This is a genomic window from Priestia sp. YIM B13489 (assembly GCF_042787645.1).
Classification (GTDB): Bacteria; Bacillota; Bacilli; order Bacillales; family Bacillaceae_H; genus Priestia; species Priestia megaterium.
Genome location: NZ_JBHZOQ010000053.1, coordinates 3,888,386 through 3,907,660 on the forward strand (window position 1 = coordinate 3,888,386; position 19,275 = coordinate 3,907,660).

Annotated in this window: 18 protein-coding genes; 2 read left to right on the forward strand and 16 right to left on the reverse strand. The window is 38.6% G+C overall.

The genetic code is table 11. The features are described from left to right. Nucleotides 1–13 precede the first annotated feature (13 nt). On the forward strand, nucleotides 14–769 hold the full coding sequence (locus tag ACFX4W_RS25925) for a DUF4397 domain-containing protein (RefSeq protein WP_013084693.1): 756 nt from the start codon (nucleotides 14–16) through the stop codon (nucleotides 767–769). Between the two features lie 29 nt (nucleotides 770–798). On the opposite strand, the gene ACFX4W_RS25930 is transcribed toward ACFX4W_RS25925, so the two are convergent. From ACFX4W_RS25930 to ilvA, 7 genes are all read right to left on the reverse strand, one after another. Next, nucleotides 799–1,371, reverse strand: coding sequence for a YpmS family protein (locus ACFX4W_RS25930; protein WP_013058738.1), 573 nt, complete (start codon nucleotides 1,369–1,371; stop codon nucleotides 799–801). Between the two features lie 12 nt (nucleotides 1,372–1,383). Continuing rightward, nucleotides 1,384–2,268 carry an SGNH/GDSL hydrolase family protein gene (locus tag ACFX4W_RS25935; RefSeq protein WP_043976611.1) on the reverse strand — a complete coding sequence of 295 codons (885 nt, stop codon included), beginning with the start codon at nucleotides 2,266–2,268 and terminating at the stop codon, nucleotides 1,384–1,386. Nucleotides 2,269–2,504: 236 nt separating this feature from the next. Next, nucleotides 2,505–3,083, reverse strand: a complete 579-nt coding sequence (locus ACFX4W_RS25940) for an SCO family protein (protein ID WP_043976610.1) — start codon at nucleotides 3,081–3,083, stop codon at nucleotides 2,505–2,507. Between the two features lie 24 nt (nucleotides 3,084–3,107). Next, nucleotides 3,108–4,724 carry an ATP-binding protein gene (locus tag ACFX4W_RS25945; RefSeq protein WP_043976609.1) on the reverse strand — a complete coding sequence of 539 codons (1,617 nt, stop codon included), beginning with the start codon at nucleotides 4,722–4,724 and terminating at the stop codon, nucleotides 3,108–3,110. A 150-nt stretch (nucleotides 4,725–4,874) separates the two neighbouring features. Next, a complete protein-coding gene (locus ACFX4W_RS25950) occupies nucleotides 4,875–5,717 on the reverse strand; it encodes a DegV family protein (protein ID WP_013058742.1) in 843 nt (280 codons plus the stop codon). Between the two features lie 170 nt (nucleotides 5,718–5,887). Further along, nucleotides 5,888–6,139, reverse strand: coding sequence for a YpmP family protein (locus ACFX4W_RS25955; RefSeq protein WP_013058743.1), 252 nt, complete (start codon nucleotides 6,137–6,139; stop codon nucleotides 5,888–5,890). Nucleotides 6,140–6,300: 161 nt separating this feature from the next. Then, nucleotides 6,301–7,572 (reverse strand): threonine ammonia-lyase IlvA, encoded by a 1,272-nt coding sequence (ilvA, locus tag ACFX4W_RS25960; protein WP_013084697.1) that lies wholly within the window; start codon nucleotides 7,570–7,572, stop codon nucleotides 6,301–6,303. Nucleotides 7,573–7,803: 231 nt separating this feature from the next. On the opposite strand from ilvA, the gene ACFX4W_RS25965 reads away from it, so the two are divergent. Then, complete coding sequence (locus ACFX4W_RS25965) at nucleotides 7,804–8,022, forward strand: hypothetical protein (RefSeq protein ID WP_043976608.1); 219 nt, start codon at nucleotides 7,804–7,806, stop codon at nucleotides 8,020–8,022. Nucleotides 8,023–8,294: 272 nt separating this feature from the next. Here ACFX4W_RS25965 and ACFX4W_RS25970 read toward each other — a convergent pair whose 3' ends face one another. The 9 genes from ACFX4W_RS25970 to ACFX4W_RS26010 form a co-directional block, all read right to left on the reverse strand. Further along, nucleotides 8,295–8,780, reverse strand: coding sequence for a dihydrofolate reductase (locus ACFX4W_RS25970; RefSeq protein WP_043976607.1), 486 nt, complete (start codon nucleotides 8,778–8,780; stop codon nucleotides 8,295–8,297). Then, complete coding sequence (locus ACFX4W_RS25975) at nucleotides 8,777–9,571, reverse strand: thymidylate synthase (protein ID WP_013058746.1); 795 nt, start codon at nucleotides 9,569–9,571, stop codon at nucleotides 8,777–8,779. Before ACFX4W_RS25975 ends, ACFX4W_RS25970 begins: the two co-directional genes overlap by 4 nt. 443 nt (nucleotides 9,572–10,014) lie before the next feature. Beyond that, complete coding sequence (gene purU / locus ACFX4W_RS25980) at nucleotides 10,015–10,917, reverse strand: formyltetrahydrofolate deformylase (RefSeq protein WP_042991947.1); 903 nt, start codon at nucleotides 10,915–10,917, stop codon at nucleotides 10,015–10,017. A gap of 284 nt (nucleotides 10,918–11,201) precedes the next feature. Then, on the reverse strand, nucleotides 11,202–13,007 hold the full coding sequence (locus ACFX4W_RS25985) for an IucA/IucC family protein (RefSeq protein ID WP_043976604.1): 1,806 nt from the start codon (nucleotides 13,005–13,007) through the stop codon (nucleotides 11,202–11,204). Next, nucleotides 13,004–14,161, reverse strand: a complete 1,158-nt coding sequence (locus ACFX4W_RS25990; RefSeq protein ID WP_043976602.1) for an MFS transporter — start codon at nucleotides 14,159–14,161, stop codon at nucleotides 13,004–13,006. Before ACFX4W_RS25990 ends, ACFX4W_RS25985 begins: the two co-directional genes overlap by 4 nt. A gap of 3 nt (nucleotides 14,162–14,164) precedes the next feature. Further along, nucleotides 14,165–15,454 carry a lysine N(6)-hydroxylase/L-ornithine N(5)-oxygenase family protein gene (locus ACFX4W_RS25995; protein WP_043976601.1) on the reverse strand — a complete coding sequence of 430 codons (1,290 nt, stop codon included), beginning with the start codon at nucleotides 15,452–15,454 and terminating at the stop codon, nucleotides 14,165–14,167. Continuing rightward, nucleotides 15,433–16,026: a GNAT family N-acetyltransferase gene (locus ACFX4W_RS26000; protein WP_043976599.1), complete on the reverse strand. Its 594-nt coding sequence runs from the start codon at nucleotides 16,024–16,026 to the stop codon at nucleotides 15,433–15,435. Before ACFX4W_RS26000 ends, ACFX4W_RS25995 begins: the two co-directional genes overlap by 22 nt. Then, a complete protein-coding gene (locus tag ACFX4W_RS26005; protein WP_377560272.1) occupies nucleotides 16,023–17,777 on the reverse strand; it encodes an IucA/IucC family protein in 1,755 nt (584 codons plus the stop codon). Before ACFX4W_RS26005 ends, ACFX4W_RS26000 begins: the two co-directional genes overlap by 4 nt. After that, the gene (locus ACFX4W_RS26010; RefSeq protein WP_043976596.1) at nucleotides 17,755–19,275 is read right to left on the reverse strand and encodes a pyridoxal phosphate-dependent decarboxylase family protein; all 1,521 of its coding nucleotides are present in this window, start codon (nucleotides 19,273–19,275) and stop codon (nucleotides 17,755–17,757) included. The genes ACFX4W_RS26005 and ACFX4W_RS26010 overlap by 23 nt, the downstream gene beginning before the upstream one ends.

Sequence of the window (19,275 nt, forward strand, 5' to 3'; positions counted from 1 at the left end):
GGGAGCTGAACATATGGCTAATTATTCCTTTGATCAATATATTAAAAAAGCAATGAAATACGATTTTCTAGCTAACTACTATAAGTATAGTGATCCATCTAAGCATATTCATTATTATCAAAAGCATTTGTACTATATCCAGCAGGCCATCTTAACTTCTTCTGAAAATACGAATCTGCGCGTAAATCCGCCGCAAATTCGTATACTTCACGCTTCTCCAGATTCTCCATCTGTAGATATTTATATTAACAACAAACGAGTGATTCGCAACTTAACTTATAAACAAGAAACAGATTATATTGAATTACAAGAACCTGGAAGATATACAATTTCTATTTATCCCGCTGGAGAAACGGGAAGACCTGTTTTAACGGAATCATTTACATTTGAAGGAAACCAAAATTACACGGTAGCGGCGGTAGATGAGCTAAACAAGCTTGATTTATTGTTTATCTATGACAATACGGATGTACCAAGTGGAGAAACAAAGCTTCGGTTTGTGCACCTTTCTCCGGATGCTCCTGCTGTGGATATTGCGGCTAGAGGCGGAGACGTCATTTTTTCTGGAGTGCAGTTTAAAGAAGTCACAAAATATTTGCCTTTATCCCCCATGCATGTTCAACTTAGTGTGCGCATAGCAGGAACCAAAAATGTAGTACTCGAAATCCCGGCACTGAACCTTCGCCCGAATCGAACATATACAGTATATGCCGTCGGATTTGCTAAGAACCGTCCTGTATTAGAAGCGCTGATTTCCCAAGATCGTTAACAAAAAAACCTTCCAAATTGGAAGGTTTTTTATTCACTGCGCGAAATTAAACGTACGCGAATATCATCATTTTTCAAATCAAACTTTTGTACTTTTACAGCAAAATCACTCTCTAACTTCATCTGCTGTAACGCTACGTATACTGATTCATTCTTTGGATCAATCGTTACCCATTCTGGTAGCGCAAAGTTATTATTTACGTATCGAAGCACTGTGCGGACAGGAAGCTGCAGCTTTCCAACAGAAAGTGACTGCTGTTCAAGCACAATATCTCCATTTTTTTGTACGATTGGATCAAATGTCATTCGAATATTAATGTCATCGCCGAATACTTGAATCGTACCGTCTACTCTTACTACATCGGTGAGAGTAATTTTGTAGTTAAGCGGCTGATTCTTAAATTCTTTCTTTAAATATTTATCAATCAGTACATTTAAGTCCGCTTTTTTAGCCAAAATAGTTAGTTCTGCGTCTCCTTCTACTTTTTCAGAGGGAGTTGGATTGGCCTTGTCAACCGGTTGAAAAATAAACGCAATAATAAGGATAGCCCCTAGAACATTAATCCCTAATAACGCGATAAATAGGGTTTTCCACTTCTTCATATAACAATCTCCTTACTCGTTCCCACTCTCTTTCGTGTTTTTCTCTTTTTCATCAGATGTAACTTCTTTTGCTGTTTCCTTTTTCTGATCTCCAACGAGAGGATCTTCTTCCTCCATTGATTTACTAATGCGTTCAGCCATTAGTTTGTACCCTTTTTTATTAGGGTGAAACTCGTCTTTCCCTAATAAATTTACGTCAGAATCATAAAAAATATCATCAATTTTTACATAACTTACATTATCATATTGAGAAGCAATTTTCTCGCTTGCCGCATTCCATTCATTAATAACGACATTAATTTCTTTCACATCACTTAACGATTTAAAGAATGGATTATAAAAACCAATTAAATAAATATGAGCATTAGGATTAAGCTTACGTATACGTGAAAACACGTCATTTAGACGTTTTTCATATTTTGACTGCTGTGATTCAAACGTCTTAATTGAGATATTGTAAAAGTAATCTCTTACCACTTTCATCACGTCATTGCCGCCAATCGTCAAGAAAACGATGTCTGCTCTTGATACTTCAGCTGCTACTCCCGGCTGATTTAACCTCGCTAATAGCTGATCCGTCCGGTTTCCTCTTTTGCCTAGATTCTCTGTTCGTACATTTTGCACTTCATTTTGTTTAGAAAGGTATTTAGTTAAGTATGGTACATAACCGCCTTTTTTAGACTCATCTCCTACTCCTTCTGTTAATGAGTCACCAATGGCTACAATATCTAAATCTACAGGAAAAAAGCCTTTCGGAATATGCTTTTTAGGTGTTAAATCCACTTCTTTCTGAACGGCTTCTTCTTTATTGTCCGTTGGCAAAAAAGTCGTCGTCGAACAGCTCGCTAACACCACCGCACTCATACTGCTTATCACTATACTTTTCCATTTTCTCATCATAACACCTACTAACTATGCTGTATTCTCGCTGTCACAAGCAATACTGCTTACCGCTCTGAATAACTATATCTTTATATCTTATCATACTATGTCAAGTTGATATTTTACTACGTTTCTTATATATAGTATATGTAAAAAAAAGGATAAGCATGTTTCTTTCATAAAAATATCCGCTAACACATCACTATAAAGATAGCTGTGTTTGGCGGATAGATTTGACGGATTTATAGCTCTTACTGAAGGGTTTTGATATCTTTTATCATATCTTCATAAGGAGGATCAGTCACTCCCTGATAAGATTTTTGAACGACTCCATCTTTGTCAATTAGAAAAAAATCCGTACCGTGAATAACCTGCGGATTTTCTTGCGGCTTTTTCACAATCGTTTTAAATTGGTCCAGCGCAAACTTTTCAATTTCCGCTTGTTTATAACCCGTTAAGAAATCCCAATTCGAAAAATCAGCGCCAAATTTAGTCGCATAGTCCTTCATTTTCGGTGGAGTGTCCACTTCAGGGTCTACGCTAAATGAAACAAAGCGAACGTCCAGCCCTTCATCCTTGGCCATTTTTTGTAATTTAGCCATATGAGCCGTCATTGGGGGACATACGGTTTCGCAGCTTGTGAAGATAAAGTTAGCTACCCAAACGTTCCCTTTCAGCTGACTTAGCCCTACTTTCTTTTGATCTTGGTTAACATAAGAAAAAGAGTCCATCTTCCAATTGAGAGGATTTTCTATTTTGGAACCACAGGCTGTTAACATCATACAACTAATGAGCAGTAAAAAAGACAATTTATAAGACCAGCTTTTCATATGTTCCTCCTGCACGGTTAAAGTTTAGTCATAGCTAGGGAAAATCAAGGTAAACGTTGAACCTTTTCCTGGTATGCTTTCCACTTCAATTCTTCCATTCATTTGTTCGACCAGTTGATAAGACACCATCAGACCAATCCCTGTTCCTTTTTCTTTTAAAGAATAAAATGCTGTTCCCAGCCGGTTCACTTGTTCACTGGTCATGCCTATACCAGTATCTTCAATTTGAATATGTACTTGCCCTTCTCGCTTGTAAAGCCCTACTCGAAGCGTTCCTCCAGCTCTCATGGCTTCAATTCCATTTTTCATAATATTAAGCAGAACTTGATTCAATTCGTTTCGGCTGCCGCGAACATACATCTCTTCTTTTGCGTCTAATTCTATGAGTATATTATTTGTTAACAAAGCATAAGAAGATAATAAGTCTACTAAGCTTGTAATACACTCCAAGCAGTTAATAAAACGATGCTGATGAACATCCGGCTTGGCTAAAGATAAATAGTCATGAATAATCGCTTCCGCTCTGTCCATTTCGTTAATCATAAGATGAATGTAACTTAATTCAGTGTTTGAAAGCTTTGTGTTATCTTGAAAAAGCTGTAAAAACCCTTTTACCACCGTCATAGGATTTCGAATTTCATGGGCTACAGAAGCAGCTAATTGACCAATTGCATTCATTTTCTCTGCTCGCTGCAATTCCTTTTGCATCCTCGTTTTTTCCATAATAACTTCTAATTCATCAATCGCTTTAGCAATTCCATCTTTTGAATGACTGAAATTCGTTTCTACGTTCAGCTGTTCTTTTGTTGCTGACACTTGTTGAAAAAGCTGCTGAAGCCGCTCTGCCATTTCATTAAATCTTGTGTGTACATTCCCTAACTCAGAATCATTTTCATGTGTCAGTTTCACATCAAACTTCCCTTGACTTACTGCTTGAATTCCTTCTACTAATTCTCCTAGGGGCGACATTAATCGCCTTAGTCCCCAGTCTTGAATAACAATAATGAAGGTAAACAAAATCGTAAATGCAACGATCAAAGCCACAATTAAACGTTTTTGATAGATATAGATAGCGCTTGCATCTATATCTACACCAAGAATAGCCACGACTTTTCCGGAGCTGTTTGTAATAGGCGATAAAACGGTTATCCACGTCCCGAATTCGTCTTTGTATGTAGATGTTACGATATTCTTCTTTTCTTGTTCTGCTTGCTTAAATGATTTGTAAAATTCTTCTCCTCCATAATAAATCATGGATGGCTCTAGTGATTGCTTAATTTTCTTATTCGCTGTTACGATAATCTTATTTCCATGCGACTTGAATTTTTCGGTCGTCATAATATATCCCTGCAAGTACGACGGATGCAATTGGTAAATCTTTCTGAACTGCTTTTCTAGCTCGTCTTTTTCAGGAATCGTCCCATTCCTTGAATCCACTGCTGCTATTACGTCTTGTTTAGATAAAGACTCCCTCCATAAATCGGCCATAATTAACGCGTGCTGCGTTAGTGTCTCTTTTGCCATCTTTTTTTGAACTTGATAGCTAATGGCTAAAGAAATGACTCCAAGGGCAACTACAATTAAAGTAGAAAATAAAACCGTTTTGTTAAACACACTCAAATTTCGAATATATTTTTTCATCGGTATACTCCGGATTCAAAAGAATAGTAACCAGCACAGCATTCGCTGGTAGAAAGTTGATTCTATTATATCACACGTTTGTCCACTTCTCTTTCCTCTTTTTCCAAAAAAGAGAAAGCCAAAAAAGTGACTTGCAAAAAGCAACCCACTTTATTCAGCAAAATACATAAAACCAATTGCACCAATACCTGTATGCGTTGAAATAATAGGCGTCGTATCTTCAATCGAAAATTGCGTATAGCCCCTTGCCTTCACAATTGATTCTTTTAACTTAGAGGCGAGTCCAAATCCATCTGCATGTACAAGCCCTACTCCTTTAATACTTTTTCCTTCTGTATGCTCTTCGAACTGTTTCGTTAAAAACTTAACAATTTGAGAATGGCTGCGCACTTTAGCAACAGGAGTATATACTCCGTCAGCTAGAGAAGCAATTGGCTTAATATTTAAAAGAGAACCGATCAATCCTTTTCCTCGTCCAATACGTCCACCTTTAACCAAATTTTCAAGCGTATCAACTACGACAAAAAGATTCGTATTTTGACGCACCTCTTCCAAGCGCGTGATAATTTCTTCTACTGTGTGCCCATCTTCAATCATTTTCACCGCTTCAAAGACTTGAAACGAAAGAGCTTTTGTAATGTACATAGAATCAACAACGGTGATGTTTCCTTCTACCATTTGAGCCGCGCTTTCAGCTGCTCGAACAGTTCCGCTCATTCCCCCAGTCATATGAATCGAAATGACGTCATACCCTTCACTAACTAATCGTTCATATACTTCAACAAAAGAACCAATAGCTGGCTGAGAGCTTTTTGGTAATTCTTTTGAATTTTTCATTTTTTCAATAAAATCTGTCGGCGTTAATTCCACGCGATCTAAATACGTTTCATTATCAATGTTAATACATAAAGGTATCATCTCAATACCGTATTTTTCAGCTTCTTCCAACGTTAAATCAATTGTTGAATCCGTTACCACTTTAATTTTCGCCATGTGTTCACCCCTATAAGATGCATTGCAGACTAGTATAACATGAACACTTACAACAATATAGTTATAATAGAATGCAAGTTTTGCTAATTCGTAAAACGCATGTTCAACCTTTTATATCAACAAAAAAAAGTTGACTCTGCTGAAATATTCAGAAAAGTCAACTTTTACGTTTATGCATTATGTTTTAATACATGAGACTTAAAGAGCTGTTCGTAATCTTTCCATTTCAACACGCGTTTTAAATATTCTTGAAACGAGTAGGTTTGCTTCGGAACTGATTCGTTCGTGATTTGTCTAATAAATAAATCAAGTTTTGCAGATAACATGAACCGAAACGTGCTATTTTCCTCTAAAACTGGAATTTCAGTAATTTTTACTTTTTGACCACTGACATGTTTAAATTCAAGGCTTTTTAATAGCAAGGCGATCAACCCTCTTTTTACCCGTTTATTTTATTATAATGCTTCAGGCACTTTCTGTCTTGATAAAATAAAAAGAAAACACAAATATTTTTTAAAATAAAAATGCTTCATCAACTTATTCGACAGTTGATGAAGCATTCCTTTTTAAAATGAGCTTCTATTTAAATAAATAAGTGAAACAAGTTGCTTTCTTTATTAATTTCTGTGTAAGGGAATCCTTTTTTATCCATACGATTAATCAGTGGATAATAATCTTCTTTATGCTTGAGCTCAATTCCCACAAGTGCTGGTCCGCTGTCTTTGTTATTCTTTTTCGTATACTCAAAGCGCGAAATATCGTCTGTCGGTCCAAGCACTTCGTCTAGAAACTCACGAAGAGCTCCTGCGCGTTGAGGAAAATTAACGATAAAATAATGCTGTAATCCTTCATAAATCATTGAACGTTCTTTGATTTCTTGCATACGTCCAATGTCATTGTTTCCTCCGCTGATGACGCAAACAACCGTTTTTCCTTTAATTTGCTCACGGTATGAGTCAAGAGCAGCAATCGAAAGAGCTCCTGCTGGTTCTGCTACAATCGCATTTTCATTGTATAGAGATAAAATGGTTGTACAAACCTTGCCTTCAGGAACAACTACAATATCGTCCACAAGCTCTTTACTGATGTCGTATGGAAGCGTTCCAACTGTTTTAACAGCTGCTCCGTCTACAAATGGATCGATTGCCGGTAGCGTCACTACATTTCCATTTGCTAAAGATGTCTGCATGCCAGGCGCGCCTGCTGGTTCTACCCCAATCACAGCTGTTTGAGGCGAGATGCTTTTTACGTATGTGCCGACACCGGAAATTAATCCGCCTCCGCCGATACCCGCAAATACGTAGTCAATTTCATCTTCACAGTCATTGAACATTTCAACGGCTACTGTACCCTGTCCTGCAATAACGTCTACATCATTAAATGGGTGGATAAATGTTCGATGTTCCTCTTCACTGCATGCAATAGCTTGTTCATAAGAATCATCAAACGTATCTCCGATTAGTACGACCTTTACGTTATCTTTGCCTAAAAATTTCACTTGATTAATTTTTTGGCGCGGCGTTGTGCTCGGCATAAAGATTTTACCATCGATATTTAAATGACGGCACGCATATGCTACACCTTGTGCGTGGTTTCCTGCACTTGCACAGGCAATTCCATTTTCTAATTCTTCTGGGGATAACTTTTTGATTCGATTGTACGCACCGCGAATTTTAAATGAGCGCACCACCTGTAAATCCTCACGTTTTAAATAGATATTACATTCATATCGTTCAGACAAAACGTCATTACGCTGTAGTGGTGTATGCACAACAACATCTTTAATCAATTGATTTGCAATCATGATGTCCTCTAAATGTACGTGTTTTGTTCGATTATCTACTTGTTGTTTCATAACCAACTTCCTTCCTCTTCTACCATTATTAATTTGTACATTATATCACAAAAAATTTAGAAAAATCATTATTTTTCATTAATAATAACTAAAAAAACTTTTCCAACTATTTTACTGTCCACATACTTTACATATGTTTAGCAAACGCTAAATAGACTTACAAAATTGCCCATACTTTCTACATGCAGCTGATGCGATAACAGGTATAAATTAAGAAAGGTTGTGGAATAAATGGAGTTTTCGCTTCAAAGTCATGAAAGTGCCGTTCCGTGCGAAATAGTTGCAGATGAAGAAAACGGTAGATACATGCTTCGCAAAGCAGATACGAGCGGAGAAGTTTTTAATACACCAAGCGAGCTGATTCAATGGATTGAAGCTAACTGGAGCCCTGAACAGTTTGTGAGCCCAGCGGCTTTTCACGAAATGATAAAGCAATTAAAATCAATATAAAAAGAGATTGAAACATAACGAAATCTATCTAAAGACGAATAAATGGAGTATAGAAGCTAGCTAATAGGAGGTGCTTGTTACACCGCATTTGATTTCCATGCGAGACTTCGCTTTCCGCGGGCGGTGAGCCTCCAATCAACTGCTAAAAGCACCTACATACATGAAATCTACCTTCACCCTCATAATGAAAAGATCCGAACGATTCAACGTTCGGATCTTTCTTCGACTAACATACTTTGTACCAGACTCGCGTTTTTTATAAACAAAAGAGCTCAGCTTCGCTCGTATAAGGTAAAATAATACGTGTAGGGATTTTTTTCATCTTTAATTCCTTGCTGCTTCGAAATAACTTTCCATTCGCTCAAATCAATCGAAGGAAAATGTGTATCTCCTTCAAAGGATTCTTCAATATGCGTAATATAAAGTCGATTTGCAACGTCTAATGTTTGCTCATACAGAGTAGCTCCGCCAATCACGAAGAGCTCGTCTTCTTTTTCAGCATCTAATGCTTCTAGTTCCTCAACTGAATGAATAACGGTTGCTCCTTCTTGCTGATAATCTTTTTGACGCGTAAGAACCACATTTTCGCGATTAGGAAGCGGTCGTCCAATTGATTCAAATGTTTTTCTTCCCATTACAATCGTATGACTCGTTGTGATGCGCTTGAAATACTTCAAATCTTCCGGAAGGCGCCATGGCAAATCATTCTCTTTACCGATCAGCCTGTTTTGATCCATTGCGACAATGAGGGAAATCATACGCTCACAGCTCCTTTGATGTGAGGATGCGCATTATAGTCTACTAACTCAAAGTCTTCAAATTTAAAGTCAAAAATTGATTTTACGTCTGGATTGATTTTCATTTTTGGCAAAGCATGAGGCTCACGCGTTAACTGCAGGTTTACTTGTTCAATGTGATTGCTGTAAATATGCGCATCGCCAAACGTATGAACAAAATCACCTGGCTCTAAATCACACACTTGTGCCACCATCATTGTAAGCAGCGCATATGAAGCAATATTAAACGGTACGCCTAGGAAAATATCAGCTGAGCGCTGATACAATTGACAAGACAATTTGCCGTCCGCTACGTAAAACTGAAATAAGCAGTGACACGGCGGTAAAGCCATATTGTCTACATCAGACACATTCCAGGCGCTTACCATTAAGCGGCGAGAATCAGGGTTGTTTTTAATTTGATTGATAACATTGGTAATTTGATCAATTTTTTCTCCGTCCGGCGTTGGCCATGAACGCCACTGATGCCCATACACAGGGCCAAGCTCGCCGTTTTCATCCGCCCATTCATTCCAAATGCGCACGCCGTTATCTTGTAAATACTTAACGTTTGTATCTCCTTGTAAAAACCAAAGCAATTCATGAATAATTGATTTTAAATGAAGTTTTTTTGTCGTTAATACCGGGAAACCTTCTTGTAAATTAAAACGCATTTGATAGCCAAATGTGCTAATTGTACCTGTTCCTGTCCGATCTTCTTTTTTTGTTCCATTTGCTAACACATGCTCGCAAAGTTCAAGATATTGTTTCACTTCCGACACTTCCTTTATTAAAAAGTCCTTTTCTATTGTATAAGTGTTCACGAGCTAAGTAAACAACTAAATCTCAGCTCATGCAGAAAAGTTTTTTATCATTTAGATACGCAATTCCCCTAGAAAAAACAAGAATGAGACCTAACAAAATCAATTAAATAATCGCGTATGAATCGCTTATGACACCGCGGTTGATCTCCGTGCAAGACTTGGCCGATGAGCCTCCTCGTCGCTTACACTTGCGGGGTCTCATCTGTTCCGCTTTTCCCGGAGGAGTCTTCGCCTTGCCTCCAATCAACCGCTAGAAGCAACTAAACAGATGAAATCTACGTTTACCATGACCATAAAAAAAATCCGAACGAATTTCATTCTCTTTCAAGAATCTCGATTCATCGTTCGGATCTTCCTTCGGCTAAACTACTTTTTCAACAGCTTAGTCTTTGTTAATTGAATACAATTGTGCGGTTTTCATGCACTAAAATGCGGTCTTCTAAGTGCCATTTCACAGCACGTGCGAGCACCGTACGTTCAATTAAGCGGCCTTTTTTCTTTAAGTCATCCGCATCATCACGGTGGTTCACGCGTTCAATATCTTGTTCAATAATTGGTCCTTCATCCAAGTCGTCTGTTACATAGTGAGACGTAGCACCAATTAATTTTACACCTCGTTGATATGCGCGTTCATATGGACGTGCTCCAATGAATGCCGGTAAGAATGAATGGTGAATATTAATGATACGATACGGATTTTCCGCCACAAAAGTCGGCGTTAAAATTTGCATATAACGCGCCAAAATAATCACGTCAATATTATAATCTTTTAATACCTGCAGTTGTTTGGCTTCTGCTTCTTGGCGAATGTCTTTTGTCGCCGGTATATGCTTAAACGGTATACCGAATGATTCAACCACTTCGCGCGCATCTTCGTGATTGCTCACAACGACAGCGATGTCTGTCATCAAATCTCCGCTTTCCCATGCCCACAGCAGCTCTAGTAGACAATGAGGCTCTTTTGACACAAAAATAGCTGTTTTTTTCAAATTATGAGCATATGTAAACTGCCAGTTCATTGAAAACGTATCGGCAATTTTTTTGAAGCTTTCTTCTAGTTTTGCTTCTTTAGCTAATAAATCCTCACATTCAAATTCGAAACGGATAAAAAACATACCCCCTTCATGGTTCGTTGAATGTTGACTTGATTCTACAATATTTGCACCGTGCTCATGTAAAAACGTAGACACAGCGGCTACAATACCCGGTTTGTCCGGACAGCTAATTAGCAGCCGACCGCGATTTTTATATTTCTCTTTATATGAAGTTAAATGTTTTTGAATATGCGATTTCATGTAATTCCCTCTCTTTTTTTAAATATACAGACAATTGTACCATTATCCTTGTAGCGATGCGACATTGAAATAAGACTTTGACAAAAGAAAGCCGAAACGTTTGCTTCAGCTGGTGTACTTGTTGTTCTAACATCTACTCCATCAAATCGTTCATTCACTCACCTTTACGTTCTACACATACCTAAAATGAGTGTTTCCTAAAGTGCTGCAGCTCATCCCCTTCGCTTCCTGCTTTTGAATTAACCATAAAAAAGCCGCTACACAACACCAGCGGCTTTTCCTTATTATTGAACAGCTTTTTCACTCACTTCATGCAAGGCATTCCGTACCTTTCCATATTCGCTTGCGTGAGGACGATCTCCGTCATCTTCGTATCCGTAATCAAACATTCGATTTCGATTTAACGTTAATTTCGTAATGGTTGGACGTAATAAATCAAACAATTCAAATCGTTTTTTCAAATGTGGAAATGATGCTTGATAATGTAAAATTTCTGCTCGTACACTTTTCCAAAAGTCCGCTTCTTCTACGCCTTCATGCTCTTCTAAAATAGTGGCTAAATAGCGGAAGTGACAAACAAATAACCCTGTTAAAATAAACTGCGTCAGTCCTTCCGGCTCTTCGCTGCGCAGCACTTCTTTTAATTCAAAAGATAGCTGCTGCAGTTCTTCAAACGGCTGATCGCTAATATTCACGTCATCTACAAAATCTTTCATAATAATTCGAACGGGCTTGTTGTTTTTAAGCACCAATACCGTATTTTGACCGTGCGGAGAAAATACAGTACCGTATTGATACAAATAATGAAGAAGCGGCGGCAACACAGCTCTGGTTAACGCATCAATCCACTCGGCAGGAGTTAAGCCCGACTTTTCTATATACGACGAAACTAAAGCTTTCCCTTTACTGTCAACATGTAAAAGCGCAGCTAGCGTAATCGCATGCTCTCCTTCTTCTAACTCTTGATAGATGCTTTCACGCCAAACGACTCCCAGCATTTCTAAATACTGATAAGGCGCGTTTTTAATAGAAGCAAACGTTGGCTGAGTTACGTTTAACGTAGCCACTTCACCTAAAAGTCCTACTTTACACGTATCTTTTAAAAACGCATCGCGATCTCGTATGCCTTTTATGTGCTGAGTTACTTGAGGAGCAATTACCGTCCGCTCACTTGGAAGGCCTCTGTACACAAGCGTATTTAATATACTCATGGGAAGCTTTACATGATATTTATCTCGATTTGTTGTATTCACAAATGTACGAATCGACTGCTGAGGCAAGTATTGATCTTCACCTTCTCCTAATGGAACAATTAAATCATTTGCAATGTATTCAGCGAATAAAGGAACAATCACGTTCATCCACTGCCATTCATGGACGGGAATATAGTAATAGTCCGCTGCTAAAAGGTCTTGGCTTGTTAATTCTTTTTCAAATTCAGCTAGCGTCTCACCGCTTAGCTCCTGTTTCATAACATCATCAAAGCCGAGGGTATCTAATGAATGAAAAGAAGCAATTTGCTTCGCTACAGCAATCCATGAAAGCTGAATTTTTTGTTTTTGCTCAGGTGCAAACCGCAGATAATCATCATAGCCAAATCCGATGCGGCCTTTGTTGTATGTAATCCAAGGGTGTCCCGTCATTTCACCTTCTAGCTCCGCATAATCCATATCTGCTAATTCATCAGCTGATTTTCGATTTTGCAAATGCATGTCTGCTATTAATGTATGAAAATATTCTTTTGCTAAGTGACCTGCGGTTGAGCTAGACATTCCTTTGTCTTCAGATAAGCTAATTAACAGCTGCAAGGCCTTCGAAAATGTAGGGATTGACGCTTTAGATGTCAGCTTAATACTTTCTGGCAGTACAGAAAAACTGTCAAACAATCGCTGTTTCGCTTGATATGTATACGTAACGCCTCGGTGGTCTTCCCATCGATACGTGGCAAGCGCCCCCTGCTTTTGCAACTGTTTTGGCTCAATAATATTTTCATACATGAATTCCTGCAGCATTTTAGCTAAAAGCTGGCGATTTGCTTTTTCCCATGATTGCTTATTAAATACGGAAAGATTCGTTTCTTTGATTTTCATCCTTCATTCTCCTTTACTTGTCTTAGAATAGGGATTGTTTTATTGCGCAGCGGCATTACAGCGCTAGCAGCTAGCAAAGCAGCGGCACCAACTGCTAAAGGAAGCGCTAAATTTACTTTGCTGATTTCTAGTGCTAAAAGCGGTGCAATCAGCAGGGCAATATTTTGAACAGCAATAAGCCAGCTGTAATAGTAAGCAGCTCCTTCTTTGCTTTTTTGAAATAAATAGATATCAAGTATAACCATGCTGAGATAAAACCCGGCTCCATATAAAATTCTACTTATAATAAACATGCTGAGATGATCGGCATATGCTTGCAAACATAGCAGTAAAGCACTAGCACCCGTTACGCTATAAAAAAGCGGTATAACTTTTCCATTAAATAGCTTTGTAGGTATCGCAAGCTTTAAGACGATCGCCATAATGCTCGGCATCACATATAACAAAGCGCTGCCTTGACTGCTCATGCCATATGTGTCGCTTGTAAACAATGTAAAATAAGGGCGAATGACATTGTGTCCAAGGTGAAAAAAGAAAATAGCCAGCAAATAGAAAAAAATAGGCTCGTTTATACTTTGAGTGTACGCTGGTGTTTGTTCTTTTTTTAAAGATGAAGCTTTTCTTGTTACGAGCCATACGGCCAGTACCATATCAGCTAAAGCAAAGTATTGATATACTTTAAGCGGCATTTCCCATGCAATAATCGCACTTCCAAACAAGCTAGCGACAATAATAGCCGTATGAACAATAAATACATAGGTTGTTGCAGCACCTGCCTTTTTCTGTCCATTTTTCATGCCGCCTACTAAATATGGGTATAAAAGATATAAACTGCTTTGAAACACAAGTAATACTAACGAAGTGGCTAAAAACCCATAAAAAGTAGAAACTTCACTCAGAATGACTTTAACTAAGGCTGTCATTAGAAGTGACGCTACGATTATATGTTTTACTTTCCACTTCTTAAGCAGCATTCCCCATAAAGGAGTCATAACAATGACCACGATCCGGCAGCAAATAATAAAAAAAGACGTCATTGCAACTCCATCTACATGGAAAGCACTTGTAAAATACTGCGGATAAAATGGTGATAATAACACTTCCGACGTCATGGTCATAAATAAACAGATAAAAACAAAGCGCGGAGAAATCATCTCTTAAAACCCAAACTTTTGGAAAACAGTATTTTTATATATTTTATACACGTTTTTACCTGCAATTTGATTAATCAAGACAGCATTGCGATAAGCCCCTAAACCTAAGTCTGGTGCTCCAACCCCGTGTGTATGAAGTTCTCCGTTTTGAACAAATAGCGGGGCGCCTTTTTTCTTCATCTCAACTTGATAGAGTTCATTAATTTTCAGCTGTCCTTTTTCATCAAACAGCAAATGTTCTTTTAAACCTTCCATAAAAGAAGGCTCTTTTGCATGATAGCCCGTGGCCATAATGACAATTTCACTTTCTTCTTTTTCAAACGAGGCCTGCTCGTATTGGTGAAGAGTAAGAAGATGTGTATCGTTTGTCTTTTCAACGCCTGCAAGTTCCGTAAGCGCGCGCATCATTAGCGGCACTTCTTTTCCTCCAATTGTTCGTTCGTAAATCAAATCATAAATATCACCGATCGTTTCAAAGCTTATTCCTTTGTATAAAAGAGCTTGATTTCGTAAAACGCTCTCTTTTTTCTCTTGGGGCAATCTGTAAAAATAGCGGGTATAATCAGGCGAAAAATGTTCAAGGCCAAGCTTTGAATATTCCATCGGATAAAATCCCTTTGAGCGCGTATACCAATTCAGCTTATAGTCAAACTGAGGCTGCTGTTGAAGTAAATCATAGACAATTTCAGCTGCGCTTTGACCAGAGCCAATTACGGTAATACTTTTAGCCTTCAGCGTTTGTTCACGATTCATTTTGTACTGAGCGGAGTGATAGAACGTATCGCTGGCTACTGATTGAAAGTCTCTTGGCACTACGGGCTGTGTACCTACTCCGGTTACAAGATGATAGCTGTAAAAGGTATGAAGTCTCCCTTCTTTTTCAACTATTACTTCGTAGTAAGGTTTAGCATCTTCATGCATTTTCACTTCTTTTACTGTGCTGTTAAATTCAAGCCCGCTCAGCTGGCTTGCTACCCAGCGGCAATAATGATTGTATTCGTTTCTTGGGATATGAAACTTCTCAAAGAAATAAAACTGATACAAGCGCTCATGCTCATGCAAATAATTTAAGAACGTGTATGGACTCTTCGGATCCACCATCGTGACCACGTCTGCCATAAACGGAACTTGAAGAGTTGTCCCTTCTAAAAGCATTCCTGGATGCCAATTAAACTCCTTTTTTTGTTCAAAACATTTATATGTACAATCTGTTTTATCAATTAAAGCTGCTAATCCTAAATTAAATGGACCAACTCCTACTCCAATTACGTCTAAAATGTCCCGTTGTTCCATTCGCTCCACCTTCTTTCAAATACTGTTCTTTCACATTTCAGCAGTACGCCTGTTTTATCAGGCAGCGACACTTCTTTCATAAATTGAAACCCGCATTTTTTAAATACTGCAATCATCTTTTCATTTCGTATATCTGGTTCCGCTATTACTTTAGCAGTATCTGCTACCTCGAACTTGTGCTTTAGTAAACTAAGAAGGAGCGGATAAATATAGCCTTTTCCTAAAAAAGCAGGTTCTCCAATTAATAAATGAATCCCTTGATCTCCTTTTTCATAAGGGTAATAGTTACTGATAATATCGCCGTCGACCGTATAAGATTCCCAATAGCTCATAGGTACACCGTCAATTTCTCCAATTAGCAGTTTTTGATGGGAATCAGCGAGAAATGTTTTTAAATGCTGCTCATACGCCTGTTTTGAAATATTTAAATTCCAATACGGAATAACATGCGGTTCATGCATCCACTTGTACAGCCGTTCGAAATCTTTTGCAAAAGAAACAGAGCGAAAGGTGATGCTCTGCTCCTTTTGCTGCATCATAAATGGATACTGCGTTTGTAATGCTGATTTCATACCCGTACACCTGCAGATTCGTACAGAGGATTTTCAACATTTACATAAACAGACTGCGTTTCAAGAGAGCCTACCAGCTCATCCATATCATGAACGCGCGTTAAGAAATTGGCTTTGCAAGGAAGCACTTTCTCTTCTAACATCGATGAAACAAGCCCCGTATGATCTTTTTCTTTGTACCTCTCTATTTCTTGTCGCAGAATCAATAGCAGATCTGACTCTTGAACGAGGCCAGCTGCACCAAAAGCATTAACTAATCCTAAAATATGATTAAAAAATACGTAATAACGAAATCTTTCTTCTGCTACAGCATCATCACATACCGTATCGCTTTCTCCGTTCAAGGAAGGAAGCAGCTTGCGAAGCTCTTGTTCCTTTGATTTCATAAAGTAATAGCCTTGGTTGTCACGGTAGTAAAACATCGATGGATATCCGTTTTCATCAAGTTTAATAACGGAATTTTGCTGATGAGCTTCCAGCGCAATTCCTTTTTGAGTGTAAAGCCACATCATAGGATGAAAAGAGACATCTAAATAGCGTTTAAACCAGTGCTTGCTTATGTCTTCATTCGTGCTATTTTCACTTGAAACAATATGATTAATAATATTTTCAATTTGAGAAGCTTTCCCGAACACATGATCTTGACACAAACTTGCTAGGAGTGTTGTACGGTTCCCTTGCTCGCCTTGAAAAGGGTTGCTTCGAATCATGACTTCAAACCCAAGCTCCTTTTTTCCAAGCGTGATGTAAGCAGGATCTTCAATCACTTGAAAAGCCGGATGATTTTCTTGAAGCTCCGCCTGTAATCCTTCTTGCAATAAATGGCTTACTTCTACACCTCTGCTTAATTCTTTGCGTTTATTCACTCTCAGTGAATTCGTAATCTTCACCGGAATAGAAAATTTGTACATCACATCTGCATCTTCACTGTATACGGTTCGAACAGACGAAGTCGGATAAAACGGCTGACCGTGTGGCCCTAGATAAGCAAGCCGGCCTTTTTGAATCCATTCACACACTTCTTCTTTTCCTAAAAGATAACGAGCTTGCAGCGGATGCATAGGTATAAGTGAATAATCGTCCGCTTGGCAATACACCTGTATGAATTCTTCAGAAACCTTCTTATCTTTTTTCAACTGCTCTTTAATAAGCTGTGAAGCGGTTTGACTCTCGGCGGACTGTTCTGTAACAAGCGATTTATGTGCTCTAAAATAATGAAGATGAAATTTGCCGTTCACTTCAGGCCCAAACACCTTTTCTTCTTCAGGTAATATCCCTTGACGGCTTTTAGGTGTCGGATGCAGCTGGTGGCCAATAAGCAATGACTGCTCAGATTCTAAGAACGTTTTGTCCCATTTATAGCACGTTTCTAACTCTTTCTGTCTTTTTCCAATGAACAATTTCATATTTTCGTAGCTTAATAGCACACGTACAATTAGCTCATTCACCTGTAGTAAATGATCTGTTACTTCTTTTAAAAGAAAGGCTAAAAGAGTGACGACATCTAACTCCTTGAGCTCCTCTTTCTGAATGCGATAATAAAAGATCGGAAAGAACAAGTGACGTCCGGTAGCTGAACGGTACTTTACTGGAAAGTAAAGAGTTACCGGCTGTTTTTCTAGCCTAAGAACGAGCGTTTCTTCGCTTTTCATTTCTGAAATGGACTGCCATACTCCCTTACCTGTTTCTCGAATATAGCAATTAATAATATTTTGCATTGTAATAAAATTAGCCGATAACTGAGCGTTCACGTAATCGCTCCTCCTTTTTCTCCAACTCTTTTCCTAAAGCCACGACTTCCTCTAACTGAGTGGCAACAGAATCAACTGTAATCATAGGATTTAACATCGTTAGCTTTAAATAAGCTTGCTCTTTATGCTTTGTTTTTGCCATGATAAAAGTGCCTTTTTCATATAAATGCTGCTGAATACGCTGATTTAACTTATTTTCATAATGCTGCTGTTTCTGACAATCACTATATAAAGTATCTGGCACATAGCGAAATACAACCGCGTTCATATAAGGATCATTTAACACCGTAATATTCCTTTGCTTTCGTAAATGTTCAGCTGTCTGCTTAGCCGTTTCAATCGTATGATCAACCATTTTTCCATACTCATTTGTACCTACTGCACGGAAAGTCAGCCATAGCTTCAAGGCGTCAAATCGTTTGGTCGTTTGAATACTGCGATCTACCAAATGTACATGCTCATCTTCTTCAGGATTTAAATAATCTGCATGAAGCTGAATGTGTTTGAACATAGCTGAATTCTTCACTAGAAATGCGCCGCAGCTTACCGGCTGATAAAACCACTTATGAAAATCCATCGTAATAGAATCTGCCCGTTCAAGAGCTTTTAAGCGTTCACGATATTTATGTGAAAATAGCAGCGCTCCTCCATAAGCGGCGTCAGCATGAAGCCAAAGCCCTTCTTTTTTAGCTAGCTTACTCATTTCAAAAAGAGGATCTACGCTTCCAAAATCCGTCGTGCCTGCCGTTGCTACAACAGCAAAAGGAAGGTTTCCCTGGGCTTTGACTTCCCGTATTGCTTCTTCTAAATTTTCTATATCCATCTCGTGCCTTTCATTGCACTTTACACTCACCACTGCATTCATGCCCAGTCCAAGCTGAGCTGCAGATTGCTGCACCGTAAAGTGGGCTTTTTCGGAGCAGAAAATCCGCAGTTTTTTAGCTTGGAGCGGTAAACCTTCTTCACTAACATCAATGGAAAATGCAGCATGACAATATTCATTACGAGCAAGCAGAAGGCCCATATAATTCGACTGAGTCCCTCCGCTTGTAAAAACGCCGGAAGAAGAGCTTGGATAACCAATTTGTTGTGTTAACTCATCAATCACTTGATCTTCTATATACGTAGCTGCCGGACTTTGATCCCACGAGTCCATAGATTGATTCAAAGCAGAAATCATCACTTCCGCAGCAAGGGCCGGTATAATCGGAGGACAATGCAAGTGCGCCATTGCCCCGGGATGCGAAATATGAAGCGAATGATCCAGCACTACGGCTTGTACGTCATCAAACAGATCTTCTAGCAGCTGTTCGTGTTCGCTAAAATAGACCGAACGATTGACTAAGTTCGATAGTTCGTCAACGTCTATGTGAGTATAAGGGGATTTTAGTTCCTGGTAGTGACGTTTAATCATCTCAGTCATTCCGCCTATCATCGCTTCATAATTCTCGAGGCTTTCTTTGGATGATGATAAAAACCACTTTTCAAACGGCGCCAT